General features: G+C 74.2%; 19 protein-coding genes. 13 read left to right on the top strand and 6 right to left on the bottom strand.

Annotation, left to right across the window (positions count from 1 at the left end):
• The first annotated feature begins 65 nt into the window (after positions 1-65).
• The 3 genes from B446_RS03435 to B446_RS03425 all read left to right on the top strand — a co-directional run bounded on the left by B446_RS03435 (position 66) and on the right by B446_RS03425 (position 2,520).
• Positions 66-791 (top strand): FadR/GntR family transcriptional regulator, encoded by a 726-nt coding sequence (locus B446_RS03435; RefSeq protein ID WP_193384521.1) that lies wholly within the window; start codon positions 66-68, stop codon positions 789-791.
• Between the two features lie 40 nt (positions 792-831).
• Positions 832-1,599, top strand: coding sequence for a cache domain-containing protein (locus B446_RS03430; RefSeq protein WP_020938016.1), 768 nt, complete (start codon positions 832-834; stop codon positions 1,597-1,599).
• Positions 1,600-1,698: 99 nt separating this feature from the next.
• Positions 1,699-2,520: a family 16 glycosylhydrolase gene (locus B446_RS03425; protein WP_020938015.1), complete on the top strand. Its 822-nt coding sequence runs from the start codon at positions 1,699-1,701 to the stop codon at positions 2,518-2,520.
• An 18-nt stretch (positions 2,521-2,538) separates the two neighbouring features.
• Here B446_RS03425 and B446_RS03420 read toward each other — a convergent pair whose 3' ends face one another.
• Both B446_RS03420 and B446_RS03415 read right to left on the bottom strand, forming a co-directional pair.
• Positions 2,539-4,017: a glutamate--cysteine ligase gene (locus tag B446_RS03420; RefSeq protein WP_020938014.1), complete on the bottom strand. Its 1,479-nt coding sequence runs from the start codon at positions 4,015-4,017 to the stop codon at positions 2,539-2,541.
• Between the two features lie 91 nt (positions 4,018-4,108).
• Positions 4,109-6,175 carry a SpoIIE family protein phosphatase gene (locus tag B446_RS03415; RefSeq protein WP_020938013.1) on the bottom strand — a complete coding sequence of 689 codons (2,067 nt, stop codon included), beginning with the start codon at positions 6,173-6,175 and terminating at the stop codon, positions 4,109-4,111.
• Positions 6,176-6,369: 194 nt separating this feature from the next.
• Here B446_RS03415 and B446_RS03410 point away from each other — a divergent pair, with 194 nt between their 5' ends.
• A complete protein-coding gene (locus B446_RS03410) occupies positions 6,370-8,832 on the top strand; it encodes a SpoIIE family protein phosphatase (RefSeq protein WP_020938012.1) in 2,463 nt (820 codons plus the stop codon).
• A gap of 45 nt (positions 8,833-8,877) precedes the next feature.
• On the opposite strand, the gene B446_RS03405 is transcribed toward B446_RS03410, so the two are convergent.
• Positions 8,878-9,699 (bottom strand): NAD(P)H-binding protein, encoded by an 822-nt coding sequence (locus tag B446_RS03405; protein WP_020938011.1) that lies wholly within the window; start codon positions 9,697-9,699, stop codon positions 8,878-8,880.
• Positions 9,700-9,778: 79 nt separating this feature from the next.
• Between B446_RS03405 and B446_RS03400 the strand changes: the two genes are divergently transcribed.
• A complete protein-coding gene (locus B446_RS03400) occupies positions 9,779-10,390 on the top strand; it encodes a TetR/AcrR family transcriptional regulator (protein ID WP_234967446.1) in 612 nt (203 codons plus the stop codon).
• Between the two features lie 366 nt (positions 10,391-10,756).
• Here B446_RS03400 and B446_RS03395 read toward each other — a convergent pair whose 3' ends face one another.
• The gene (locus tag B446_RS03395; RefSeq protein WP_078614626.1) at positions 10,757-12,754 is read right to left on the bottom strand and encodes an acyl-CoA dehydrogenase; all 1,998 of its coding nucleotides are present in this window, start codon (positions 12,752-12,754) and stop codon (positions 10,757-10,759) included.
• 407 nt (positions 12,755-13,161) lie between these two features.
• Here B446_RS03395 and B446_RS03390 point away from each other — a divergent pair, with 407 nt between their 5' ends.
• The 6 genes from B446_RS03390 (at position 13,162) to B446_RS03365 (ending at position 19,188) form a co-directional block, all read left to right on the top strand.
• The gene (locus tag B446_RS03390; RefSeq protein WP_020938008.1) at positions 13,162-13,845 is read left to right on the top strand and encodes a ScbR family autoregulator-binding transcription factor; all 684 of its coding nucleotides are present in this window, start codon (positions 13,162-13,164) and stop codon (positions 13,843-13,845) included.
• A 121-nt stretch (positions 13,846-13,966) separates the two neighbouring features.
• A complete protein-coding gene (locus B446_RS03385; RefSeq protein WP_020938007.1) occupies positions 13,967-15,205 on the top strand; it encodes a cytochrome P450 family protein in 1,239 nt (412 codons plus the stop codon).
• A gap of 274 nt (positions 15,206-15,479) precedes the next feature.
• Positions 15,480-16,136, top strand: a complete 657-nt coding sequence (locus B446_RS03380) for a ScbR family autoregulator-binding transcription factor (protein WP_020938006.1) — start codon at positions 15,480-15,482, stop codon at positions 16,134-16,136.
• 175 nt (positions 16,137-16,311) lie between these two features.
• Positions 16,312-16,998 carry a hypothetical protein gene (locus B446_RS03375; RefSeq protein WP_078614625.1) on the top strand — a complete coding sequence of 229 codons (687 nt, stop codon included), beginning with the start codon at positions 16,312-16,314 and terminating at the stop codon, positions 16,996-16,998.
• Between the two features lie 371 nt (positions 16,999-17,369).
• The gene (locus B446_RS03370; protein WP_020938004.1) at positions 17,370-17,993 is read left to right on the top strand and encodes a sigma-70 family RNA polymerase sigma factor; all 624 of its coding nucleotides are present in this window, start codon (positions 17,370-17,372) and stop codon (positions 17,991-17,993) included.
• Between the two features lie 124 nt (positions 17,994-18,117).
• Entirely contained in the window at positions 18,118-19,188 is a 1,071-nt protein-coding gene (locus B446_RS03365) for a YihY/virulence factor BrkB family protein (RefSeq protein ID WP_020938003.1), read from the top strand.
• Between the two features lie 46 nt (positions 19,189-19,234).
• On the opposite strand, the gene B446_RS03360 is transcribed toward B446_RS03365, so the two are convergent.
• Positions 19,235-21,532: an FUSC family protein gene (locus B446_RS03360; protein ID WP_020938002.1), complete on the bottom strand. Its 2,298-nt coding sequence runs from the start codon at positions 21,530-21,532 to the stop codon at positions 19,235-19,237.
• 137 nt (positions 21,533-21,669) lie between these two features.
• On the opposite strand from B446_RS03360, the gene B446_RS03355 reads away from it, so the two are divergent.
• Positions 21,670-22,464, top strand: a complete 795-nt coding sequence (locus B446_RS03355) for an SDR family NAD(P)-dependent oxidoreductase (RefSeq protein WP_020938001.1) — start codon at positions 21,670-21,672, stop codon at positions 22,462-22,464.
• Between the two features lie 33 nt (positions 22,465-22,497).
• On the opposite strand, the gene B446_RS03350 is transcribed toward B446_RS03355, so the two are convergent.
• Positions 22,498-23,736 carry a cytochrome P450 gene (locus B446_RS03350; protein ID WP_020938000.1) on the bottom strand — a complete coding sequence of 413 codons (1,239 nt, stop codon included), beginning with the start codon at positions 23,734-23,736 and terminating at the stop codon, positions 22,498-22,500.
• A gap of 443 nt (positions 23,737-24,179) precedes the next feature.
• Between B446_RS03350 and B446_RS03345 the strand changes: the two genes are divergently transcribed.
• Positions 24,180-25,541: a tannase/feruloyl esterase family alpha/beta hydrolase gene (locus B446_RS03345; protein ID WP_193384426.1), complete on the top strand. Its 1,362-nt coding sequence runs from the start codon at positions 24,180-24,182 to the stop codon at positions 25,539-25,541.
• The last annotated feature ends 72 nt before the right edge of the window (positions 25,542-25,613 follow it).

Genomic DNA, 25,613 nt, shown 5'->3' with positions numbered 1-25,613 from the left:
CTCAAGGGTCCCTTAGGGTAAAGCTTGAGTCAACGCACGAGGTGGTGGCCGTGAGGCAGAACGAGATGGAAGGCGGCGCACGCAGGGCCGTCTTCAGCCCGGTGGACAACCGGGCCCGCGTGGACGCGGTCGCCCGCCGGATAGGCGACGCCATCGAACTGGGCCTCCTGGCCGAGGGGGAGCAACTCCCCGGCGAGAGCGAGCTGGCCGGGCAGCTCGGGGTCTCCACGGTCACCCTGCGCGAGGCGCTCATGGCGCTGCGGCAGCAGGGCCTGGTCACCACCCGCAGGGGCCGCGGCGGAGGCAGTTTCGTCTCCCTGCCCGAGGCCCCCGCCGACGACCGGCTCAGGGCCCGGCTGCGCGGCTGGAGCACCGAGGAGCTGCGCGACCTCGGCGATCACTGGGCCGCCCTCTCCGGGGCCGCCGCACGCCTCGCCGCCCAGCGCACCGAACCCGGGGACCTGCGCCCACTCCGCCGCACCGCCGAGGAACTGGCGGGGGCCGAGGACGCGCCGGGCCGCAGCCGGCTGTACGGCCGGTTCCACGTCGAACTCGCCGCCGCCGCCCAGTCCGCCCGGCTCACCCGCGAACAGGTCGCGCTGCAGAGCGAGGTGGGCCCGCTGCTGTGCCTCGTCCTCGCCGACGACGCGTGTCGTGAAGAAGTTGCGGAACGTCACCGCGCCGTGATCTCGGCCGTGCAAGATGGGGCCCACGAAACGGCCGGCACGCTGGCCGAGCGGTGCGTCAGGGAGTCGGCGGCGCGGCTCGTCGCCGTACGCCTGACCCTCTGATCCGCGCCGCGTCCAGGTTCCCGTCCCGCTGGAGGACACCATGGGCGTCAGCTCCGGGCTCGCCACCCCCGACACGGAGGCGGAGCCATGGGTGGCCGCCCAGGTGGGCGGCGCGCTGGAAGCGGTCTTCCACGCGGTCGCCGCCACCCGCGCCGACACGACCGCCCTGCTCGACCGGGTGACCGCCGCCGGCCGCCGGCCCGCAAGCGCCGACCTCGCCGCCCTGCGCCCCGGCCTGCACCTGCGCCTCACCCGCGAGGAACTGGTCTCCGGCGCCGGCTTCGTGGCCGCTCCCGGGCTGCTCACCGACGTGCCCGCCTGGCTGGAGTGGTGGCAGTCCGGCGCCGACGGCGACGTGCGCCCGCTCCTCCTCGACCTCGACCCCGGCCAGTCCGCCTACTCCGACTACACGCACTGGGACTGGTTCGCGCTGCCCCGGGACACCGGGCACCGGGCCGTGGCCGGACCGTACGTCGACTACCTCTGCTCCGACGAGTACAGCCTCACGCTGTCCGAACCCGTCTGGATCCAGGGGCGGTTCGCCGGTGTGGCCGCCGCCGACGTGTACCTGCGGCACTTCGAGGCGGCCGTCCTGCCGCTGCTGCGGAGCCTCAGCCGGCCCGCCCGGCTGGTGAACGCCCGCGGCCGGGTCGCCGCCTCCGCCGACCCCGCACACCTGGCCGGCTCCCTCACCCGCGGCCCGGACTTCGGCGAGGTGCTCGCCGAGGGGAGGCCCGCCGTCCACGACGGCGTGCGCCTCGTGCCGTGCCACGGCATCCCGCTCGTCCTGGTGCTCGCCGAAGGCTGACCGGCCGCGCCCGGGGGCCGGTTCACCCACACGGGTCGTTCCCGCGGTCATGTTGGGCCGCCCGCGCATGGCCGCGGCCCTGCCGGTGAGACATCGGTCATGCACATTCCTGCGCCGGGCGACCCGCTCCCGGCTCCGCGCTCGCCCTCCGGCTCCGACGTGGTGTTCACCGCGGACTTCGCGTCGGCGGCCCAGTGGGTCGCCGGCCGTTCGTGGGCGTACCCCGACGGCGGCCCGGAGAACCCGGACGACGACAAACTGGACCACCTCGTGTCCGACGCCGACTACAGCCGCTCCGGCGTCTTCCGGGCCAGGCGGCGGCCCGACGGGAGGTGGAACACGGGCCTGCTGACCACGGAGGGGAGCCGGCAGGGCTTCATGGTCCGCTCCGGGGACGTCCTCCAGGCCCGGGTCAGGCTGCCCCGGCAGGTCGGCGCCTGGCCGGCCATCTGGACCTGGCGGGACGGCGGCCAGGAGATCGACGTCTTCGAGTACCACCCCGACAACCCCGACCTGCTGGAGTTCACCAACCACGTACGCGGCGCCGGCGACTACTACCAGGACCCCGCCGTGCGCCCGGGGGCGTGGGTCGACCTGCGCACCGAGTTCGGCGTCCGCTCCGTGGTGTGGTGGGTGAACGGCGTGCGCGCCTTCGCCGACACCCGGGGCGTCGGCCGCGACTGGCGGGCTCACCTCATCGTCAACCTCTCGGTGAGCGCCGGGCGTTACCATCCCCGCCCCGCCGCGCAGACGACCGAGATGTCCTACGAGGTGCGTGACCTCGTCGTACGGCGTCCCTCCGGCGCCGCGCGGCCCGCCACGGAGACGGCCACCGGGACGGCCACCGGCACGGGCGACGGGTCGGGCGGGCCGGGCGCGCGGGAGGACGGCCGGCGGCGGGACGAGCAGCGGCCCGTCTGACCGACCGGGCCGTCCCGGTCAGTCCACCGGCCAGGTGTGCACGGGGGCGTTGAGATGCATGTAGTCGATGTAGAGCTGCGTCATCCGCCGCAGCGACTCGTGGCGGCCGGCGTGACTGGTGGCCTCGATGCGGTGGAACATCTCCTTCTGCCACACCGCCCCGTTGCGGGCGACGACACAGCGCTGCTCGATGATGCCGAGCAGCGGCTCCCGCCACGCCGCGTCCATGCCGGAGTGCTCGAGACCCCGGTGCGCGAGCGGCAGCAGCCTCCGCAGCACCAGTTCGGGCACCGGCACCTCGCCCATCCCGGGCCAGTACAGGCGCGCCTCGATACCGTGCCGGGCCGCCGTGTGCAGGTTCTCCTCGGCCGCCGCGAACGACATCCGCGACCACACCGGGCGGTCCTCCTCCACCAGGGCGCGGGTGAGCCCGTAGTAGAACGCGCCGTTGGCGAGGGTGTCCGCGACGGTCGGCCCGGCGGGCAGCACCCGGTTCTCCACCCGGACGTGCGGCTTGTCGTGGGAGATGGCGTAGACCGGCCTGTTCCAGCGGTAGATCGTCCCGTTGTGCAGGGTCAGTTCGGACAGCTCGGGCACGTCCCCGCGGTCCAGGGTCTCCCCGGGGTCCTGCTCGTCGCACAGGGGCAGCAGGGCCGGGAAGTAGCGCAGGTTCTCCTCGAACAGGTCGAAGACGCTGTTGATCCAGCGCTCCCCGAACCACACCCGGGGCCGCACCCCCTGCACCTTGATCTCCTCCGAGCGGGTGTCGGTCGCCTGCTCGAACAGCGGGATCCGGGTCTCGTGCCAGAGCTCCTTGCCGAACAGGAACGGCGAGTTGGCCGACAGCCCGACCTGCACCCCCGCGACGGCCTGCGCCGCGTTCCAGTAGGCGGCGAAGTTGTCCGGCGACACCTGGAGATGGAACTGCGTACTGGTGCACGCGGCTTCCGGGGTGATCGTGTCCGCGTACGTCCGCAGCCGGTCGGTGCCGTCCACCTCGATCCGCAGGTCCTCGCCGCGCGCCGCGAAGACCTGGTCGTTGAGCAGCCGGTAACGGGGGTTCTCGGACAACGTCCCCTCTCCGATGTCCGCCTGGCGCAGGGTGGGCAGGATGCCCACCATGACCAGCCGCGCGTCCACCGACCTGGCCCGCTCCTCCGCGTGGTTCAGGGCCGCGCGGATCTCTGACTCCCAGGCGTCGGGACCGCCCTCCGTCAGCGCGCGGGGCGGCACGTTGATCTCCAGGTTGAACCGGCCCAGTTCGGTGGACCAGGCGGGGTCGGCGATCGCCTCCAGCACGTCGGTGTTGCGCATCTCCGGCTCGGCGTCGTCGTCGACCAGGTTCAGCTCGATCTCCAGACCGACCTGGGGTCGCTCGGCCTCGAACCGCGACTCGCGCAGCATCTGCGCGAAGGCGTCGAGGCACTCCTGCATCTTGATCCGGTACCGGCGGCGGTCCTCGCGGGTGAAGACGAGCGCCGGGACGTCCCGTCCCATCGGGCCTCCTGGGTTCCGCTCCCTGGGACACTCTCCCCCCAGCGTCGCACCGACGGGCGGCCCCCACCACGCGGCCGGGCACGGCCCCGTGTCACAGGGCCCGGGCGACGAGCAGCGCCACGTCGTCGTGGTCGTCGGGATGGCGCAGCCCGTACAGCAGCAGGTCGCAGGTCTGCTCCAGCGGCCGGGCCGGCTCGTCCAGGAATCCGAGCAGCACGGCGAGCCGGTCGTCGATCGGGTGCTGTCGCGTCTCCACCAGCCCGTCGGTGTACAGCACCAGCAGGTCGTCCGGGACCAGTTCGGTCGTGGTGGCCTCGAACGCGATGCCACCGACCCCGAGCGGTGCCCCGGGGGGCAGGTCCAGGAGCACGGCCGGCCGGCCGGGCCGCGCGAGCGCGGGCGGCATGTGCCCGGCGTTGGCGAGGGTGCACCGACCGGTGTGCGGGTCGAAGACCGCGTAGAGGCAGGTGACGATGTAGTGCTCCAGGTCGCAGGTGATCTTGTCCAGGTGCTGGAGCACCGCGGCGGGTTCCAGGTCCAGGTCCGCGTACGCGCACGTCGCCGTGCGCAGCCGGCCCATGGTGGCCGCGGCGTCGATGCCGTTGCCCATGACGTCGCCCACCACCAGGGCGGTCTTGTCGCCCGCCAGCGGGATCACGTCGTACCAGTCGCCCCCGACCTCGCTGGTGGCCTGGGCGGGCTGGTAGCGCGAGGCCAGCTCCAGGCCGGTGTGGTGCGGTGAGTGGTCGGGCAGCAGGCTGCGTTGCAGGGTGAGCGCGGTGTTGCGCACGCTCTGGAACCAGCGCGCGTTGTCGATGGCCACGGCGGCCCGGCCGGCCAGTTCGCCGGCGAGCACGACGTCGTCATCGTCGAAGGGCAGCGGATTGCGGGTGCGTTTGAGGTCCAGGGCGCCCAGCACCTCGCCGTGCGCGATCAGCGGCACCGCCAGGTACGAGTGCACACCGGCCCTGGCCAGCAGCGCACCCGCCTCGGCGTCCCGCGCGATGCGCGGCAGGTCCCGCGCGCCGACGTGCCGCACCAGGACCGGGCGGCCGGTGTGCACGCACAGGGTGACCAGCCGGTCGCCGTCGTAGGCCGCGAGGTCACCGGGCGGATCGGCGGCGCGCAGCGCCACCGTGGGGTGGGCGGCCTTGAGGGCGAGGGCGCGGAACAGTTCGGGCCCGTTCTCCGGGCGGCGGACGCGGCGGAAGGCCAGCGCGTAGTCGAGGACGTCGACGGCGACCACGTCCGCCAGCACCGGCGCGCAGATGTCGGCGAGTTCGCGCGCCGTCTGCTCCACCTCCAGCGTGGTGCCGACCCGGGTGGAGGCGTCGGCGATCAGCGCGAGCCGGCGCCGTGCCCGGTCCGCCTCGGCCGCCGCGTGGTGCCGCTCGGTGACGTCCACCACCGACGCGGCCGCCCCGAGCACCCGGCCGCCATGGTCCTCGAGCCGGTACAGGGACAGCGACCAGGCGTGCTCGTGGTCCGGGTCGACCGGGGGACGGCCCACGTGGTACTGGTCCAGCAGCGGGATGCCCGTGGTGAGCACCTGACGCAGCGCGGACTCCACGGTGTTGACGTCCAGGAACGGCACGGCCTCCGCGAGCGACTTGCCGATGTGCTCCTCGGCGGGCATGCCGTCGATCCGCTCCAGGGCAGGGTTGACCAGCAGATAGCGCAGTTCCGGGTCCAGCAGGGCCAGCCCGATCGGGGACTGGTTGATCAGCCGCTCGCACAGGGCCAGGTCGGTCTCGACGCGCTGGAGCCGGGAGTGGTCGGCTGCGATGCCCAGGGCGTAGACGTCTCCCACGTCGTCCAGCAGCCGCATGGTGCGGAACTCCGTCAGCCGGCTGCTGCCGTCCTTGTGCAGGATCGGGAAGGCGCCCGCCCAGCCGCGCCCGGTCTCCAGCACCTCCGTGAACAGGCCGACCACGGCCTGGACGTGCTCGGGGCGGATCAGCATCTGCGCCGCGTACTTCCCGAGCACGTCCTCGGCGGTGTACCCGAAGAGTTCCTCGGCCTGCGGGGTCCAGAAGACGATGCGCCCGGTCGTGTCCAGCGCCACGGCGGCCACGCTCAGCACGTCCAGCAGGCCGGTCGGCCGGGGCGGCTCCGGGCTGTGCTCGTCGTCGTCCGCGGGCAGGGAGTCCACTGTCATGCCAGTTCCACCTCCACCGGCCGCCCTGGCCGTCGGTGCGTACGGCCGCGTGCCGGAGCCCCGGTGACCGCTGGTCCACCGTCTTCTCATACCTCCATGCTGCATCCGGCGCCGCCCGCGCCCCAACCGCAGGGACGGACCGTGCGCGCCGGCCGGACTGGCGGGACCATGGGGGAGAGGGAGGACGGAACCCGATGGAACCTGTGCGCAAGGGCCTGCACACGTCCACCCCGGGGCAGACGCGTGCGCTCCTCGACGCCGCCACCGACGCGGCCGCGGTCATCTCGGCGGACGGCGTCGTGATCGGCTGGACCCCGGGTGCCGAGGCGCTGCTCGGCCGCCCCGCCGAGGAGGTCGTCGGCCGCCCGGCCGCCCGCATCCAGGGCGTCCCCCACGACCCGGCCCGTGCCGCCGCCGTCGCACGGCGGTGCCGGACCGGAACGGGATGGAGCGGCCGCATCGACGTCCGGCACCGGGACGGCCGCCGCCTCGAGGTCGACCTGCGGGTCTCGCCGGTCTTCGCCGTCGGCGGCCAGGAGTGCTTCCTCGTCTCGGCGCGCGAGCAGCGCCCGCAGTGGGCGATGGGCGAGTGGGTCCTCGACGGCTTCCTCACCAGGTCACCGGTGGGCATGGCGGTCGTGGACCTCGACCTGCGCTACGTCTGGCTGAACGACACGCTGGAACGCTTCGGCGGTGTGCCCCGGGAGGAGCGGCTCGGGCACCGGCTCGGCGACCTGCTCCCCGGACTGGAGCCGGAGACCCTCGAGGGGCTGATGCGCAAGGTGCTGACGACGCGGACCCCGGTCACCGACTACGAGTACATCGGCTGGAGCTGGGCCGACCCGCACCGCAGGCACGCCTACTCCACGTCCTTCTTCCCCCTCGTGGACGGCGACGACGCCGTCACCGGCATCTGCTACATGGTCATGGACATCACCGAGCGCTGGACCGCCCGCCGGCTGCTGTCGCTCGTCAACGAGGCGGGCACCGCCATCGGCAGAAGCCTCGACGTGCTGCGCACCGCACAGGAACTCGCCGACTTCTCGGTGCCCCGCCTCGCCGACTTCGTCATCGTCGACCTGCTGGAACCGGTGTTCAGCAGCGAGGGCCACGGAACCTGGCTGACCGACGCCGGACCGGCGCCGCCCTGGCCGGCGATGCGCCGCGCCGGACTGCGGTCGGTGCGGGAGGGCTGCCCCGAGGCGGTGGCACGGGTCGGCGACGAGGTGGACTTCCTGCCGCCGCCCAGGGACGTGGACCGGCTGCTCGGCGGCGAGCCCGTCCTCGTGCCCGTGCTCGACCCCGCCGACTCCCGGTGGCTGGCCGAACAGCCGGAACGGGCCGCCCGCGTCCGCGACTTCGGACTGCACTCGCTGATGTCCGTCCCGATGCGGGCCCGCAACACCACGCTCGGGGTCACCACCTTCGCCCGCTCGCTCAACCCCGTCCCCTTCGGCTCCGACGACGTGCTGCTCGCCCGTGAACTGGTGGCACGCGCGGCGGTGTGTGTCGACAACGCCCGCCGCTACACCCGGGAGCACACCGCGGCGGTCACCCTGCAGCGCAGTCTGCTGCCGCACGCCATCACCGGCGGGACCGCCGTCGAGGTCGCCTCGGCCTACCTCCCGGCGGACCCGACCGACGGGGTCGGCGGCGACTGGTTCGACGTCATCCCGCTGTCCGGGGCGCGGGTGGGACTCGTCGTCGGCGACGTGGTGGGGCACGGCATCACCGCGGCCGCGAGCATGGGGCGGCTGCGGACGGCGGTGCAGACCCTCGCCGCCATGGAGCTGCCTCCCGACGAACTGCTCGCCCACCTCGACGACCTGGTGCTGCGGCTGAGCGACGAGGAGGCCGGCCGCGACGCGGCCACCCGGAGCACGGCGACCTTCATCGGCGCGACCTGCCTCTACGCCGTCTACGACCCGGCCACCCGGCGGTGCGCCATGGCGCGGGCCGGGCACCCGCCCCCCGTCGTCGTCGCACCCGGCGGAGCCCCCTGGTACCCGGAGATCCCGGCCGGGCCGCCGCTCGGCCTCGGCGGCATGGCCTTCGAGACCGGCGAGATCGAACTGCCCGAGAACAGCGTGCTCGGGCTCTACACCAACGGGCTCATCGAGGGCGCCGACCACGACGTCGAGTCCGGTATGGCACGCCTCGGCGAGGCACTGACCGGGAGCGGGACCGGCCTCGACGCGCTGTGCGCCTCGGCGGTGCGGCGGCTGGTGCCCGCGCCGCAGCCCGACGACATCGCCCTGCTGCTGGCCCGCACCCACACCCTGGACGCGGACCGGGTCGCCTCGTGGGAGGTGCCCGCCGACCCCGCCGCCGTCGGCCGGGTCAGGGCGGAGGCGACACGCCAGGTGGCGGCCTGGGGGCTGGCGGAACTGGCCATGACGACGGAGCTCATCGTCAGCGAGCTCGTCACCAACGCGGTCCGCTACGCCGCTTCGCCCATTCACCTCCGGCTGCTCCGGGACGCGCGCCTGACCTGCGAGGTCGCCGACGGCAGCAGTACGGCTCCCCGGTTGCGGCACGCCCGGAGCACGGACGAGGGCGGCCGCGGACTCTTCCTGGTGGCCCGGCTCACCCACCGCTGGGGCGTCCGCTACACGGCGGAGGGCAAGGTCATCTGGGCCGAGCAGGACCTCCCTTGAGCGGTGTGCCGGGCACCCTCGCCCACGGCGGCCGCCGACTCCCGGTCAGCGGAAGGCCGCGGCGTTGCGCGCCGCCCAGGCCGCGAACGGGGCCGCGGGCCGGCCGAGGACGCGCCGGACGTCGTCGGTGACCGTCCGCTCCTCGGCGGTCGGCTCGCCCAGGACGGCGAGCGTCCCCTCCACCACGGCGTCCGGCATGAACCGCGCGAGCTGCGCGCGGGCCTCCTCGCGGGTCTGCTCGACGAAGTCCACCGGCTCGCCGAGGGCGTCCGCGAGGGCGGCGGCCCGCTGCCGGGGCGTGGTGGCCCCGGGCCCGGTCAGCGTGTACGTCACGCCGTCGTGCCCGTCCTGGCGCAGTACCGCGGCGGCGACCTCTGCGACGTCGTCCGGGTCGACGAAGGGCAGCGCCACGTCGGGGAAGGGCGCGGCGGCGGTGCGGTGCCGCCGGACGGGTTCGGCCCAGGCGAACGCGTTCGACGCCATCCCGCCGGAGCGCAGCACGGTGAAGCGCAGGCCCGACCGGGCCACGGCGGCCTCGAACCCGGCGGCGTGCGCGTAGCCGTGCGGGCGGGTGCCCACCGCCTGCGAGGACAGCAGCACCACCCTGCGGACTCCCGCCGCGGCGGCCTGCTCCAGGATGCCGTCCGGATCGTCGCCCGCCACCAGCAGGAACAGCGCCGTGGCCCCCTCCAGCGCGGGGGCGAGGTCGGCCGGCCGGCCGAGGTCGGCGGCGACCGTCCGTACGCCCGGCGGGACGTCCTCAGGGGTGATGTGCCGGGCGACGGCGGTGACCGCCTCGCCCGCGGCGGCGAGCCGGGCCACCAGCGTCCGTCCCACGTTCCCCGTGCCGCCCGTCACCACGATCATGAGTTCTCCTGAGTTAGTTAGTTGACTGACTAAGTGCCCACGGTAGGCGCTCCGGGCGGCGATGTCTATGCTCAGTCAGGTGACTGACTCAGAAGCGGGTGCGGTGCGGGCGGCCGCCCCCGGCCGGGCCCGGCGGGGCGGCAAGCGGGAACGCCTGGTCGAGGCGGCGGTGCGGGTCTTCCACGAGCAGGGCGTGGAGAAGACCACCCTCGCGGACATCGCCCGCGCCGCGGACGTGCCCGTCGGGAACGTGTACTACTACTTCAAGACCAAGGACCAGCTGGTCGAGGCGGCCGTTGGGGCGCACCGCGACCGGCTCGCCGCGCTCACCGGCCGCCTTGAGGCGCTGCCCGGCCCGGCCGACCGGCTGAAGGCCCTGGTCGCCGGCTGGGTCGAGGAGCGCGAGACCGCGGCGCGCTTCGGCTGCCCCTTCGGCACCCTCGCCACCGAGCTGGACAAACGCGACGACGGCCCGGACCTGGCGGTCTCCGAGGTCATGCGGGCCCTGATCGACTGGACGGCGGGCCAGTTCACCGAGCTGGGGCGCCCTGACGCCCACGCCCTCGCCCTCGAACTGGTCGCCGCCTACCAGGGCATGTCGGTCCTCACCCACACCCTGCGCGACCCGACGATCATGAGCACCCAGGGCGAACGCCTCACGTCCTGGATCGACAGCCTCACCCGGCCCTGACGGCGGGGGCGCCGACCCCGACGGCGGTGGAACGCCGCCGCCTACCGGGGGTACGCGGGGAGGCTGCCGTCGACTCGCGGGGCCCGGGGCGTGTCGCCGGCCACGGCTACCGGGAAGGGCGTTGCGGTGGTTGGCAGTTGCGGGCGACCGCGGCCGGTCGGGCTGCCGCGGGGAACGGCAGCCGGACCGGCTGCCGCTGGCAGACGGTTCTCCGCTCCCGGCTGCCGCGCGGAGCTCCGGTCGGCCCCGGCTGCGCGGAGAAGCCGTCATCGCTCCCAGCGGTCGCGCGAAACCGTTGCCGGTCCGGCTGCCGCGCGGAACGGCTGCCGGGCCCGGCAGCCGCGGGCAGGCCGTCGCCGCTTCTCGCTACCGCTCGGACGCCCAGTCGGCCGCTTCCTCGCTGGTGAGGTGGTCGGTGAGGCGGGTCTGGCCGGAGGCGGTCAGGGGGATCGCGTCCAGGTAGGCGGCCGGCAGGTCGAACGCGTCGACCAGATCCGTCATCCGGGGGGCGAGGTCGCGCACCACGTCGTCCAGGAACCCGGGCAGGGCGCGTACCTGGTCGGCGGACAGGTGGCCGTCGGCCAGCAGGTCGCCCGTGTGCCCGCCGACCTGCTCCAGCAGGAACAGCAGGCACAGTCGCTCCAGCAGGGCGCGGGCCTCGGGGCGCCGGGCCGCGGCGGCCGCGTCCAGGAACGCCTCGGCCGCCCGCAGCCGGGCGTGCACCGAGACCATCTCCAGGGCGGCGGAGGACGCACCGTTCCACCGCTCCACCGGATCCCCGGAGGGGCCCCGGCGCAGTGCCGTGCGGGCCCGGTCCTGCCACACGGCCTCGGCCCGGGCCAGCAGTCCGAGCAGATGCCGGGGGTCCGCCAGCCGCTCCACCTCACCGGGCGGTTCGGGGTCCCGCCGGTCCGGCTGGTGCTCGAAGAGCATCTCGGCGGCGGCCTTCACCCAGATCACCAGGTTGTCGCCCTCGGCCGTGATGGTGCCCTCGATGTAGTGCGGGAACTCGGACAGGCCGTTGGCCGCGAACAGGCCCTGCGCGCCGCAGCGTTCCCGGCACTCGACGGCGATGTCCCGGGCCTGCCAGGTGATCCAGCCCTTGGCGATCGCGACGAGCCGCTCCGCCTCCGCCCGCCGCCCGGTGTCGGGACCGGCGTGCTCCGCCGCCCAGCGGGCGAGCGCGGAGCGGTGCAGGAAGGTCATGGCGTAGCCCGTCGCGACGCCCTTCAGCAGCCGCCCGTGGTGCGGGCGGTGGGCGTTGACCGGGATGCGCTCGCCCGCGCGCGGCCCGCTGACCTGCCGGAGGTCGCCGTGCCTGACCGCCAGGGCGAGCGCCGCGCGGGTCGCGCCGACGGCGGCGCCGCTCATGCACAGCTTGCCCATCGTGACCCGGCCGATGGACCGCAGGAACCGCTTGCGCCGGTTGCCGAGGCTGCTGTGCAGGCGGCCGTCGGCGTCCAGGCGGCCGTGCTCGGACTCCAGCAGGGCGCTACGCGGCAGCGGAACCCGGTCGAACGCGGTCAGGCAGTGGTCCACGGGGGCGCCGGTGCGCAACGGCAGCCGCCGCACCCGTACCCCGGGCAGCAGGCCGTTTTCGTCGCTGAGCGGCGTCAGGAACAGGAAGACGCCCTCGTCCTGCCCCTCGACGATCAGCCGGGCGGCCACCACCGCGGACTTCGGGCCGCCGGTGAGGCTGGTGTTGGGCATGAACTTCTGCGCGCCCTCGTGCGGGGTGTGCAGCACGAAGCCTCCGGTGACCGGGTCCGGTTCGGCGGTGGTCTCCAGGGCCGAGGCGTCGTTGCCGTGGTCGAGCTCCGTGCACAGGAACGTGCCGGTGCGGCGCAGGCTCGTGAAGTCGGAGAGGTCCCGGCCCGTCGCGCCCCCGTGGTCGAGCAGGCTGCCGAGGAACAGGTTGTAGTGGATGCTCGCCACCGTGCACAGCCCTCCGCCGCCGTCCACGATCGCCGCCCACTCGTGCAGCGCCGCCAGGAGCCGCGGGTCGTCGGCCAGTCGCTCGGCGTCGCCGGCCGTGTCGTTCACCAGGCGCAGCAACTCGTAGGAGAGCGCGACCCGTTCCTCGGCGGCGAGCCCCGGGCGGTGGCGGAAGACGTCCTTGGAGATGAGGTCGCGCCACATGCCGTGGCCGCGCTCCCGGTCCTCGCCGTCGAACAGGAGCCGGGTCAACTCGGCGACCGTACCCAAGGCGGGGTCGCCGCCGGCGGCGGCGAGCGCGTCGGCGGGGCCGTCCGCCGGGGACGGGCCGTCCGCCGGACCCCCGTCCGGACGAAGTGTTCCATATCCGCCGTAGTGGCCGGACTCCGGCACGGAGGGGAGATTTACCAAGGGTGTCAGAAGGGTCATGACCCTCTCCCGTAGTCGCGGATCCGGAAGGATGGGGATGCGTGCGGTAATGCGTGGAACGAGAAGATACGGACCTCCCGGTTTGCTAATCAAGCCAAAATTCTGCCAACGGTGGCCGAACAATGGTGCCTTGTCGATGCCCCAACGGCCTCGGAAAGACGCGACTTGCTCAACTCCGGTCCCCGGCGGGCGCCTCGGCGGCGGTGGGGAAGTGCCTCATGGGCGTTGAGATACCGGGCGACAGGTTTTATTGTGGCCCTCGGCGACGGCCCGGCCGTCCGCGTGCGCTGGGGGAGGGAGGGGGCTCTCGCATGCTTGAAAGGGCATCTACCCGGGTGGCAGGATACGTACCTGTCGGTTTCTTTTCGGGGCCGGTGGGTTCGTGAAGCCAGTGCGGAGGAAGTGCCTTGGCCCTGCAGGAGCGAGCGATCAGGACGAGGCGCAACATCCTGATCGCAGCCGCCGACGTGTTCGCCGACGTCGGCTACGAGGCCGCGACCATCTCGGAGATCCTCCAGCGGGCCAATGTCACCAAGGGCGCCCTCTACTTCCACTTCGCCTCCAAGGAGCAGCTCGCCCAGGCGGTGCTGACCGACCAGCTCAAGTCCGTGCCGGAACTGCCGCCGCGGGAACTGGTGCTCCAGGAGGGACTCGACTCGGGCTTCCTCCTCGCACACCTGCTGGGCTCCGGCGACGCCATGGTGCGCGGCAGCATCCGCCTCACCGTGGACCAGGGCTCACCGCACGACGGGCTGGACCGGCGGGTGCCGATGGCCTCCTGGGTCGAGCACAACGCGGCGCTGCTCGAACGTGCCAAGGCGAACGGGGAAGTGCTGCCCCAGGTCGACGTCGCGACCGCGGCGAAGGCGTTCGTCGCGGCCTTCACCGGGGCGCAGGTGCTGTCCAAGATCATGGACGACCACACGGACCTGATGGAACGGGTGGTCGACCTCTACCGGCACCTGATGACCAGCATCGCCGTCCCCGCGGTGCTCGTCCGTCTGGACATGTCGGTCGACCGGGGCAGGCGCGTCTACGAGGAAGCCATGGAGCTGCGCCTGGACCCGCAAGCGGCTCCGGCCGCCGGCTGAACCTGTCCCGACCGCGGGCCACGGCCGCCGGCACCCGCCGGGCGCCGCGGCCCGGTCACCGCTGCCATGGGCACGTCGCCACGCCACACCGTGATGCAGGACCGACCCAGGGAGCACACCGATGGAGAACACCGCCTGCCCGTACGCCTTGGACCTCACGGGCCAGGACCACATGGCGGAGGCCGCGCACCTGCGCGCCAAAGGCCCCGCGGTCCAGGTGGAGCTGCCCGGAGGGGTGCTCGCCTGGGCCGTCGTGCAGCAGCGCTACGTGGAACGGCTGCTGACCGACCCGCGGGTCTCGCGCAGCGCCCGCCTGCACTGGCCGCCGTTCATCGAAGGGAAGATAACCGAGGAGTGGCCCCTCTACCCGTGGGTGGCGAACGAGAACATGCTCTTCGCCTACGGGGAGCACCACACCCGGCTGCGCCGGCTGATCGCCGGGGCCTTCACCGCACGGCGTTCCGAGGCGCTGCGCCCCCGCGTGCAGGAGCTGTCGGCCGAACTGCTGGGCGAACTGGCCGCCCTGCCGCCCGGTACACCCGTCGACCTGCGCACCGCGTACGCGGAGGTGCTGCCGCTGCGCGTCATCTGCGAGCTGTTCGGCGTCCCGAGGGGCGCCGAGACGGACGCGCTGTCCGCGGCGCTGAGCACCGTGTTCAGCTCCACCGTCAGCGGTGCGGAGATGGAGAGCGCGCGCCTCGAGGCGTTCGGGCGGCTCGCCGCGCTGGTGAAGGCCAAGCGGGAGCGGCCGGGCGACGACCTCACCAGCTCGCTCATCGCGGCCCGTGACGAGGGCGACCGCCTGACCGAGGACGAACTGCTCGGCTCGCTCTTCATGTTCATCGCCGCGGGGCAGGACACCACCGCCACCCTCATCACCAACGCGGCCGGCGCGCTGCTCACCCACCCCGAGCAGCTCGCGCACCTGCGCGCGGGCCGGGCCGGCTGGGCGGACGTCGTCGCCGAGACCATGCGGGTGCACACGCCGGGCGCGTACGCGCCCATGCGGTTCGCCGTCGAGGACATCGACCTGGACGGGGTGCGTATCAGCAAGGGTGACTGCATCCTCGTCAACTTCGCCGCGGGCGGCCACGAGACCGACCGGCACGGTTCCGACGCACACCGCTTCGACCTGCTGCGCGGCACCGACCGCGACATCCTCGGCTTCGGCCACGGACCGCACCGCTGCCTCGGCGCGCCGCTCGGCGAGATCGAGGCCGCCTCCGCCCTCTCCCGGCTCTTCGACATGTTCCCCGAGGCGCAACTCGCCTGCGCGCCCGAGGAACTGGCGCCCCTGCCGACCTTCATGCTGAACGGATTCCGCTCGCTGCCCGTCGTGCTGCGTCCCGCCGCGTCCTGAGGTCGCGCGGGCCGGGGCACCCGCCGGCAGGTCCGCCGCCCGCCCGGGCGACGGACCTCCGCGCGTTCACGGGGCGTCCGCGCGCCCGACCGGCAAACCAGGCACGCGGTTTGCCCGGGGCCGCGCGGGTCTCAACCGCCGCGCCCGGCGGACTTCTTCGCGTACACACCGGTGAATTCCGCCCGTCGCCGCGTCGGCCCTTGCCGCACCGGACCCCCGTAAACATACTGAACGTGCGGTTAGAGGCCCGTCGGTGGCCGAGAAGGAGAGCGTCATGGTCAAGCAGGTACGGGCGGCTCGCACCCGGCAGGCCCTCATCCGCGCGGCTGCGGAGGCCTTCGCCCACGACGGATACGCTCGCGCCTCCCTGCCCGCGATCAGCAGGCGGGCCGGGGTGAGCGCCGGTGCGCTGCACTTCCACTTCCCCAGCAAGGACGCACTCGCGGGGGAGATCGAGAGCACGGCCGCGCGCACGGTGGAGGAGATGACCGGGAGTTGCCGTGCCCTGGACGGCAGCGCCCTCGGCGAACTCGTGGCCGCCATCCGCCGGCTGGTCGTCGCGCTGGCGGCCGACCCCGTCATGCGGGCCGGGTTCACCCTGGGCGGCGACCCGGCCCGGGACGGCGGCGCCACGGTGCTGGACTCGTGGCACGGCTGGGTCCGCGAGGTCGTCTTCCGGGCGCAGGAGGACGGTGAGTTGGCGGACGGCCTGTCGGCCGACTGCGTGGCCGGCGCCGTCGTGGCCGCGACGGTCGGCTTCGAGGTGCTCGGCAGCCGCGAGCGCGACTGGCTGCCGAAGGAACGCATGGTGGAGTTCTGGACCTGCCTGCTGCCCCGGCTCGCGACCGTACCCTGCGGCGCGCCCGACCCGGTGCGGGACGCCGGGCCGACGGGTGACCGCGGCCCCGAGTCCAGCCTGGCCGGCCGGTAGCACCGGCCCCGCCGGCCGGGCCACGACGACACCGGGAGCCCTACGACGCCAGGCCATGACGACACCGGGACACGAGGCGGACGACGCCGGGACACGAGGCAACGGGGAGCGAGGCGACGGGACATGACGGCAGGGGGACCTGACGACCGCTGGCCGGATGCGAGGATGGGAGGTCATGGCCGCAGGGTGGTGTTCTCGCACGGTACGGGCCGCGGTGTTCGCGGTCGTGTGCGTGCTGCTCGCCGCCCTGGCGCACGTGCTGATGTCCGGCCGGCACGTGCCCGGCTGGACCCTGGCCGCGGGCCTGGCCGTGACCGGCGCCGCCGGCTGGTCGCTCGCCGGACGTGAGCGCGGGCTCCCGCTCGTCGTGACCGCCGTGCTCGCCGCGCAGACCGTGCTGCACGAGGCGTTCTCCCTCGCCCAGCCCGCGGTCGCGTACCCGGCCGGCACGGCGGGGACGGGGCGTACGCACTCGGGAGCGACGGGCTCCATGGACATGAGCGCCATGGGCCCCATGAACGGCATGAGCCCGACGGACATGGGGTCCCCGGCGTCCGGGGACCCCACGGGCCACGCCATGCACGGCGGTGCGTCGTCGCTCGGCATGCTCGCGGCCCACCTGCTCGCCGCGCTGCTGTGCGGGCTGTGGCTGGCGTACGGCGAGCGCGCCGCCTTCCGCATCCTGCGCGCCGTGGCCGGCCGGCTGGCGGCACCGCTGCGCCTGCTGCTCGCCCTGCCCGTCCCGGCGGACCGCCCGCGCCCGCGCACCCGCCGCAGGCGCTCGGGACGCGCGCCGCGCCTGGTGCGTCTCGTCCACTCGATCATCTCCCGGGGCCCTCCGGCGGGGGTCGCTGTCGCCTGACGACAGCCGGTACCCCGGGCCGCCCGTGCGCGGCCCGGGCCGCGGCCGTACGCCCGCACACGCCGACCCGCGTGAGCGCCCGGGCCGTGTCCGCGAAGTCCCGCCTGCCCCACGACACCCGGCACGCACTCCCGCCGCACCGGGCGAAGCCCCGAGTACATCCGGTACGAGGGTCTTCGCCCGGCACCCCCGAGCTCTGCGAGCAGGGAGTGCCCCAGAGCACGCACCGGACGCCGCGGGGCCCGCCCGCCGGGCGGACGAGGGGGCTTCGCGGACCCGGCCTGGCGGCCGGCCCCCTTTTCGCACCGGACCGCCGGCGCCCGACACAGCGCCCGCGCGGCCCGGATCCCGGAGACCGAGAAGGACACCAGGTGATCACTCCTGCCCTGCCCGCCCCGCGCGAGGACCGCGCCCCCGCCGCCCGGCCGGCGCCGACCGACGAGTCGGTCACCGCGTGGGCCCTGGCCGCCCGCGGCGGCGACCCCGACGCGGTGGAGCGCTTCGTGCGCGCGCTGCACCGCGACGTCCGGCGCTACGTCGCCCACCTGTGCGCCGACCCCCAGGCCGTCGACGACCTCGCGCAGGACACGTTCCTGCGGGCGCTCGGCAGCCTGCACCGCTTCGAGGGCCGCTCCTCGGCACGCGTCTGGCTGCTGTCCATCGCGCGCCGCGCCGTCCTCGACAGCTACCGGCACGCGGCCGCCCGGCCCCGGCTCAGTGATGCGCCCGACTGGCAGGCGGCCGTGGAGCGGGCCCAGACCCGGGGCCTGCCCGGCTTCGACGAGGGCGTCGTCCTGCTCGACCTGCTGGCCGCGCTGCCCGGGGAGCGCCGCGAGGCGTTCGTGCTGACGCAGCTCGCCGGGCTGCCGTACGCGGCGGCGGCCGCGGCGAGCGGCTGCCCGGTGGGCACGGTCCGCTCACGGGTGGCCCGGGCCCGCGCCACCCTGGTCGATCTGCTGCGCGAAGCGGACCGGCCGGCCGCCGCGGCGGCCTGATCACCGCCGGGGGTGCCGGTGGCCGCCCGGCCCCGGCACCCCCGGCGGGGCCGTGACCGGGCGTCCGGGCGGGCCGGCCACGCTTCGGGCGGCGTAGCCCGGCAGACCGGGGTACCCGGGGAACATGGCGAAGCTGCATCTTCCAGGGCACAAGGATCACGACCACGACGCGGCCGAGAAGGCGCGGGAACCCGCGGTGCCGGCGCCGGAGGAGGCCGGCCCCGGCCCCGAGGTCGAGCGGCGGGCTCCCGACGCGCCGACCGAACTCCCCAAGCAGGCCTGGGGCAAGGTCCTCAAGGGCGCGCTGCGCGAGTTCAAGGACGACGAGCTGACCGACCGGGCCGCCGCACTGACCTACTACGCGGTGCTGTCCCTCTTCCCGGCGCTGCTGGTACTGGTCTCCCTGCTCGGCGTCACCGGCAGGTCCACCACGGACAAGGTGCTGAGCAACCTCAAGCACCTCGCGCCGGGACCGGCCCGCGACATCCTGACCCGCTCCGTGGAGCAGTTGCAGGGCAGCGCCGGCACCGGATCCGTCCTCGCCCTCGTCGGCGTCGTGCTGGCGGTCTGGTCGGCCTCCGGCTACGTCGCCGCGTTCATCCGCGCCTCCAACGCCGTCTACGACGTGCCCGAGGGCCGTCCGGTGTGGAAGATCCTGCCGGTGCGCGTCGGCGTCACGGTCGTCCTGATGCTGCTCGCCGTGGCCAGCGCGCTGATCGTGGTGTTCACCGGGGGCATCGCCCGCCGCGCCGGGCAGGCGATCGGCATGGGCGACACCGCGCTGACCGCATGGTCGATCGCCAAGTGGCCGGTCCTCGTCCTGCTCGTCACCCTGATGATCGGGATCCTGTACTGGGCCGCCCCGAACGCCAAGGTGAAGGGGTTCCGCTGGATCACCCCGGGCAGCTTCCTCGCCCTGTTCCTCTGGATGGCGGCGTCCGCCGGGTTCGCGCTGTACGTCGCCGGGTTCGCGTCCTACAACAAGACCTACGGGGCCATGGCCGGTGTCATCGTCTTCCTCATCTGGCTGTGGATCAGCAACCTGGCGGTCCTGCTCGGCCTGGAGTTCGACGCCGAGACCGTGCGCCAGCGCGCCATCGCGGGCGGGTACCCGCCGGACGCGGAGCCGTACGTCGAGCCGCGCGACACCCGTACCTGGGACGAGGAGGACGTGCGCCGGCTCGATGACGCGTGACCCGCGTACCCGGCGACGAGCGAGCGCCGCGTGACCCGCGTACGGCTCACGCGGCGCCGTCGCCCGGCGCGGCCGCGGCGGCCAGGCCGGGCTGGAGCCTGCGGGCCGCGTTGAGGTGGTCGACGGTCCAGATGATGCGTACGGCCGTGTCGGAGGCCCGGCCCTCGTCGTCGCGCAGGTCCTCGCGGACCGACTCGACCAGGTCGGCCTCGGCCGCGGGGTTGCGCGGCAGGGGGTCGCGGACGGCGGTGTGACCGGTCAGGCTCAGGGCGAGGTCCCGGTACCAGCCGGACACCCGGCCCGCCGCGCTCAGCAGTACGAGCCGTGCCTGAGCCCGGTCCGTGCCCGCGTGCAGCTCGTCCGCGCGCTGCCACAGGCCGAGCACCGCGTCCGCGGCCAGCCGCAGTCCGACGATGCCGGTGACCAGGGTGGTCAGGTCCGCCAGCGGGACCGGTTTGGCGCCGCGCTCCGCCAGGAAGCTGCGGAAGGCGTCGTCCAGCCGGCGTGCGGCGGCCGCCGCCTCCAGCCCCTCGGCCAGTGGGGCGTCCGCCGCCGAGGGCCGGTTCCCGCAGCGGCGCACACCGTACGCGACGGCCCGCGCGAGATAGCGGGCACTGCCCGCGTACGCCTCCGCGAGCGCCCGGTCCACGGCCGCCGCCGCGCCGCGCGGCCAGAAGAACAGGCCCACGAGCACGCTGACGGCGCAGCCGAGACCGATGTCCTGAAGACGCAGCAGCACGATGTGCCAGTCGGGGTTCTGCCCGATGTTGAACAGGATCGCCAGGGTGATGGTGAAGGCCGCCTGGCCCGCGGCGAAGGACACGGCTGCCGGCGCGATGCCGGCGACCAGCACCGCCACGGGCAGCAGGAACCACAGCGCGGTGCCGTGATGACCGATGAGCTGGAGCAGCGCGGCTCCGACGACCGAGCCGACCAGGGTGCCACCGAGCGCGCGGACCGCGTTCTGCCCGGTGCTGAGCGCGTTCGAGCGCAGCACCGACAGGGTTCCCAGCAGCACCCAGAACGAGTGCTGGACGCCCGTGAGCTGCACCAGGGCGACCGCGATGCCCAGACCGGCCGCGCCGCGCAGGCTGTTGTGCAGCCACACCGAGTTGGGCCTCAGGTGCGCGACGGCCCGCTCGCGCGCCGCGGCCAGCGGCTGGGCCGGGCCGCCCGGTTCGAGGCCGAGCAGGCGCTCGGCCCAGCTGCGTCGTTCCGCCGCCGCCACCAGGTCCACGTTGTCCGCGATCTGAAGGGTGGCGAAGCCCAGTTCCTGGGCGCGGAACGACAGGTCGAGGGTCGAGAGGAAGGCGAGCACCTCCGGCTCGGTGTCCGGGCCGGGCAGGTGGACCGGGAGCCGGGCGGTGGCGCCGCGCTCCATGCGGCTCATGGCCTCGCGCAGTTCGGCCGTCCGGGCGCGCAGCGCCACCGGGGAGCCGTGCGGCTCCTCCAGCAGTGCGGCCGTCAGCTCCAGCACGGACGCGGCGGTCAGCCGCACCGCGCGGGCGAGGGGGTCGCAGCGCGCGTGGCCCCCGGGCGGGGGAGCGTTGTCCTGCACGATGGCGCTGAGCCAGGTCAGCTCGTCGACCAGGCGCACCAGGGCGCGCGAGCCGGCGGACAGACCGGTGGGCCGGTACGGGGTGTCCTGGAAGGCGTCGCGCAGCGCGGCCGTGGCGGCGGTGGTCGTGCCGGCGGCCCGCCGGCACGCGGGCAGGCCCGGGGCGTGGGCGCCGCCCGTCAGGTGCGAGGTGTCCAGGCGCAGCTGTGTCGCCGCCGCCCGGCAGACCCGTGCCGCCGGCGCGCTCAGCGGGTCGTCGGCCGGCCGCGGCCACAGCAGCGGCACGGCGAGCAGGGCGGCGGCCGAGGCGAGTCCCGCGCCGGCGAGCCGCTCGGGCAGCTGTGACAGCGGCGCGGGCGTGGTCACCGGCAGCACGAAGGCGAGCAGCAGCGCCGTAGACGCCCCGGCGAGCACGGAGCTGACGACCCCGGAGAACAGCACCACGAAGGCGACCGCGACCGTGGCGGCGACCGCGACCACGCCCTGCCGGGCGGCGAGGGTGCCCAGGCAGATGAGCACCGCCCAGGCCACCGCGAGGCCCGCGTGGGCGCGCAGCCGCTGCACCACGGGCCCGGTGAACTCGACCAGCAGGAGCATCGAGAAGGACCCGAACGCCGCGTATGTCGCCATCGCCGGGGAGTGGAACACCTGACCGCACAGGGCGAACAGGGCCGGCATCACCAGCGCGGTGCGCGCGGCGCGTCGGGTGGCGGCGAGGCCGGGGTCGTGGGCCCGCAGCCATGCGGGGGCCCCGCCCAGCGGGGTGAAGCAAGCTGCCGACCGCATCCGCCGCGCCCTTCCTCCCGGGAGTGCCCGCGCGTCCACCGACGTACCGAGTATCCGCCGCCTCGGGCCACCGGGGCGATCGCACGGACGGACCACGGCACGCATCCCGGGACGGGGAAAGGGGAAACCGCTCACTCATGCACATCGATCTCTCAGGACGCACCGCTCTGGTCACCGGCTCGACGCAGGGCATCGGCGCGGCGATCGCGGCCGGTCTCGCCCGGGCCGGGGCACGGGTCGCGGTCAACGGACGTGACGAGCGGCGCACGGCCGACAGCGTCGCCGCGCTGGCGCAGGAGGTGCCCGGAGCCGATCTCGTGCCGGTGGCCGCCGACCTGTCCGGCGAGGACGGCGCGGAGCAGGTGGCGCGGACGCTGCCGCGGGTGGACATCCTCGTCAACAACCTCGGCATCTTCGGCACGGCCGACCCGCTGGAGATCACCGACGAGGAGTGGCGCCGCTACTTCGAGGTCAATGTTCTCGCGGCCGTGCGGCTCACCCGGCTCTACCTGCCGGGCATGACCGAACGCGGCTGGGGACGCGTCCAGTACGTCGCCAGCGACTCGGCGGTCGTCATCCCGGCGGAGATGATCCACTACGGGATGTCGAAGACCGCGCTGCTGGCGGTGAGCCGGGGCTTCGCCAAGAAGGCGGCGGGCACCGGCGTGACGGTGAACTCCGTCATCGCCGGGCCCACCCACACAGGCGGCGTCGAGGACTTCGTGTACGAACTCGTCGACCGCGACCTGCCCTGGGACGAGGCCCAGCGCGCCTTCATGCGGCAGTACCGCCCGCAGTCCCTGCTCCAGCGGCTGATCGAGCCCGAGGAGATCGCCCACATGGTCGTCTACCTCAGCTCCGAGCAGGCGTCCGCCACCACCGGGGGAGCCCTGCGCGTGGACGGCGGCTACGTCGACTCGATCCTGCCCTAGGCCGGGTACGACGCAGGGCAACTCGGTCCTCCCTCAGGCCCTGTCGTCCCACCAGGTCACCGGGAGGGTGCGCGGCCCGCGGATGAGGCCCTCGCGCTGGAACTCGACCTCGTCGGCCGGGACCGCGAGCCGGAGACCGGGGAACCGGTCGAGCACGGCCCTGATCATGACCTCGGCCTCCATGCGGGCCATCAGGGCGGCCAGGCAGAAGTGCGGGCCGTGCCCGAAGGCGAGGTGGCCGGGGCCCTCCCGGCCGAAGTCCAGCGCGTCGGGGTCGGGGAACACCCCGGGATCGCGGTTGGCGGCGACGTAGGCGTTGTACACGACCTCGCCCGCGCGGATCAGGTGACCGCCCAGCTCCACGTCCTCCAGGGCGATGCGGGGGATGCCGACGCCGTTGCGGTGGGGGACGAACCGGAACAGCTCCTCGACGGCCCTGGGCAGCAGGGCGGGATCGGCGTGGAGCTGTTCGAGCTGCTCCGGATGGGTGAGCAGCGCGTACATCATGGAGCCGCTATTGTTGCGCACCGCGTGGCCGCCGCTCACGTAGACGGCCATGGCCAGGGAGACGGCCTCGTCGTCCGTGATCTCGCCGGCCTCGGCGGCCTGGGCCAGTACGCCCGCGAGATCGTCCCGGGGCTCGTCGCGACGCCGGCGCAGCAGGTCGACGACCCGGCCGCGGGTCGCCATACGGGCCGCCCGGTTGCGTTCGGCGTCCGTGGACTGGGAGAGCAGGGCTTCGGAGTTGCCCGCCCACTGGTGCCAGTCGTCCTCGTCGGCGCCCAGGAAGAAGCAGACGACGGCGATGGGGAAGGGGGTGTGCAGGTGCTCCATGAGGTCGGCGGGAGGACCGGCCTTCTCCATGGCGTCCAGCATCCGGTGGGCGGTGCGTTCCGCCATGGGCCGCAGCCGCTCCATGCCGCGGGCGGTGAACGCCCGGGCCACCACCCGGCGCAGCCGGGTGTGCCGGGGCGGGTCGATGTACTGCAGGCCGGCGGTCTGCGACGCCACGGCCTGCGGCGCCATGCTGGTCACGTCGCGGCCCACGACCTCTTCGCGCGAGAAGCGCGGGTCGGAGGTGACGAAGCGGACGTCCTCGTAGCGGGTGACCAGCCACGCGTGCCCGGAGCCGTGGGGCAGCGCGATCCGGGTGATCGGCTCCTCACGGAGCACCTCGTCCAGGAACGGGTCGGGTTCGAGCGCGGGCAGGTCGTCGACGGTCCAGGGCCGCACCGCGGGTGCGGGCGGGTTGGACGCGGGGTCGAGGCTCATGTCGCATCACTCCTCAGGATCCCGTCTCCCGGGTACGTGCCCGGGACGAGCGGCCGGGTCAGCAGGTTCCGTGCTCCACTCCGGTGAACCCGGGGGGAGAGCCGTTCCCGAGCGGGGGAGTCCGCCGTACGATCACCCGTTCGAGTCGGGGCGCAAAGCGCCCGCGGTCCCGGCGTGCCCGGGGTTCGTGCGCCGGTGCGCCGTCGTCCTCCCGGCCCGGTCCGGACGGCCGGAGCGGCCTTCCACCCTCGGCCACGGTATGTCCCTTCGCTGTCCCTCTCCGTAGGGTGCCGCAGCCGTCGGCGCCCCGCACGCCGGGGACCGCTCGCCGTCACCGGGGCGCTCGACCCGGAAAAGCATGTGGGCCGTCTCTACTGAAGGCGCCGCTGGAGTGGGTGTCGGGCCCATGGTCGCGGCGGCCGGGGAGGCCAACGATGTGCGTCATGCTCCCCAGTCGACGAACCACGCTCCTGTCCGCCGCGCTGCTGGCGGCGTCCGCGGTCACCCCCGCCGCCGCGGCCCGGGCCGACGGCGGCTCCGCGGCCCGGCGCCGGCTCACGGTCCCCGGTGCAGAACGGCAGCAGCTCTCCCGCCACGACGACCTGACCACCGGCGCCCTCACCGGCACGCCGTACACCGACCCCGCCGACTGGGCCGGACTCACGGCCCAGGGCACCCGCAACCCCTCCGGTGTGCCCGGTCTGCAGATCGACGGCTACTTCCCCGGCACCTCGCGCCTCAACACGAACCACGGCTGGAACCACGACGCCCAGTTCGTCCTCCGGCTGCCCGACGACTGGAACGGCAAGCTGGTCGTCACCGGGGCGCCGGGGGTCCGCAAGCAGTACTCGATGGACGTCATCGTCTCCGACTGGGTGCTGGCCCAGGGCTACGCGTTCGCCGCCACCGACAAGGGCAACTGCGGCCCGGACTTCTACACCGACGGCGAGCGTCCGGGCGACGCGATCGTCGAGTGGAACCGGCGCACCACCCAGCTCACCCGGGCGGCCAAGGCGGTGCTGGCCCAGTACTACGGCCACGCCCCGCGCCGCACCTACATGACGGGGATCTCCAACAGCGGCTACCTCACCCGCTGGCAGCTGGAGAACCACCCCGAGCTGTACGACGGCGGCGTCGACTGGGAGGGCCCGCTGTGGCGGGCCGACGGCCCGAACCTGCTCACCTTCCTGCCCACCGCCGTCGCCCGCCGGCTCGGCCGCGCCGGTGACGAGGACATGTACACGGCCGGTTTCGCCCGGGGCTCGGAGTTCCTGTGGCCCTACCACGAGAAGGTGTACTGGGGCCTGACCCAGAAGATCTACCGTGCGGAGCTCGACCCCGGCTACGACCCCGCCTGCCCCGGCGCCTCGGCCGGAACGACCGCCGAGCAGATCTTCGCGCCGTGCCCGTCCGACGCCGGTTACGACTACGCGGCGCGGCCCCGCCGGGTGCACGACGCGGTCGCCCGGATCGCGCTCACCGGCCGCATCGGCAAACCGATGATCACCCTGCACGGCACCCTGGACGCGCTGCTGCCCATCACCGTCCAGTCCGACGTGTACGCCCGCATGATCGCCGACCGGGGCCGTTCCCGGCTGCACCGCTACTACCGGATCGAGGGCGGCAACCACGTCGACAGCCTGTACGACGCCCATCTCGACCGGCTGCGCCCCATGCTGCCCTGCTACCGCTCCGCCTTCACCGCCCTGACGGCCTGGGTGGAGCGCCACGAGGAGCCCCCGGCGAGCGGCACGGTCCCCCGTCCCCGCACCGGGGACCTGGCGGTGACGGGCTCGCTCACCTGAGCCGGCTCCGAGCGGGCGGTCGTCGGCCGGTGCGGGTCGGGCCCGCGTCCGGCGTGGCCTGCCAGGCGCGGG

The organism is Streptomyces collinus Tu 365, from assembly GCF_000444875.1.
Taxonomy (GTDB): Bacteria; Actinomycetota; Actinomycetes; order Streptomycetales; family Streptomycetaceae; genus Streptomyces; species Streptomyces collinus_A.
The sequence above is the reverse complement of the archived record's forward strand: the minus strand, read 5'-3'. Positions and strand labels throughout refer to the sequence as shown.

What these genes read in the sequence shown, in the direction of transcription:
- B446_RS03435 (WP_193384521.1), top strand. Translation starts at nt 66, where the DNA reads ATGGAAGGCGGCGCACGCAGGGCCGTCTTCAGCCCGGTGGACAACCGG.
- B446_RS03430 (WP_020938016.1), top strand. Translation starts at nt 832, where the DNA reads ATGGGCGTCAGCTCCGGGCTCGCCACCCCCGACACGGAGGCGGAGCCA.
- B446_RS03425 (WP_020938015.1), top strand. Translation starts at nt 1,699, where the DNA reads ATGCACATTCCTGCGCCGGGCGACCCGCTCCCGGCTCCGCGCTCGCCC.
- B446_RS03420 (WP_020938014.1), bottom strand. Translation starts at nt 4,017, where the DNA reads ATGGGACGGGACGTCCCGGCGCTCGTCTTCACCCGCGAGGACCGCCGC.
- B446_RS03415 (WP_020938013.1), bottom strand. Translation starts at nt 6,175, where the DNA reads ATGACAGTGGACTCCCTGCCCGCGGACGACGACGAGCACAGCCCGGAG.
- B446_RS03410 (WP_020938012.1), top strand. Translation starts at nt 6,370, where the DNA reads ATGGAACCTGTGCGCAAGGGCCTGCACACGTCCACCCCGGGGCAGACG.
- B446_RS03405 (WP_020938011.1), bottom strand. Translation starts at nt 9,699, where the DNA reads ATGATCGTGGTGACGGGCGGCACGGGGAACGTGGGACGGACGCTGGTG.
- B446_RS03395 (WP_078614626.1), bottom strand. Translation starts at nt 12,754, where the DNA reads ATGACCCTTCTGACACCCTTGGTAAATCTCCCCTCCGTGCCGGAGTCC.
- B446_RS03385 (WP_020938007.1), top strand. Translation starts at nt 13,967, where the DNA reads ATGGAGAACACCGCCTGCCCGTACGCCTTGGACCTCACGGGCCAGGAC.
- B446_RS03380 (WP_020938006.1), top strand. Translation starts at nt 15,480, where the DNA reads ATGGTCAAGCAGGTACGGGCGGCTCGCACCCGGCAGGCCCTCATCCGC.
- B446_RS03375 (WP_078614625.1), top strand. Translation starts at nt 16,312, where the DNA reads ATGGCCGCAGGGTGGTGTTCTCGCACGGTACGGGCCGCGGTGTTCGCG.
- B446_RS03365 (WP_020938003.1), top strand. Translation starts at nt 18,118, where the DNA reads ATGGCGAAGCTGCATCTTCCAGGGCACAAGGATCACGACCACGACGCG.
- B446_RS03360 (WP_020938002.1), bottom strand. Translation starts at nt 21,532, where the DNA reads ATGCGGTCGGCAGCTTGCTTCACCCCGCTGGGCGGGGCCCCCGCATGG.
- B446_RS03355 (WP_020938001.1), top strand. Translation starts at nt 21,670, where the DNA reads ATGCACATCGATCTCTCAGGACGCACCGCTCTGGTCACCGGCTCGACG.
- B446_RS03350 (WP_020938000.1), bottom strand. Translation starts at nt 23,736, where the DNA reads ATGAGCCTCGACCCCGCGTCCAACCCGCCCGCACCCGCGGTGCGGCCC.
- B446_RS03345 (WP_193384426.1), top strand. Translation starts at nt 24,180, where the DNA reads ATGCTCCCCAGTCGACGAACCACGCTCCTGTCCGCCGCGCTGCTGGCG.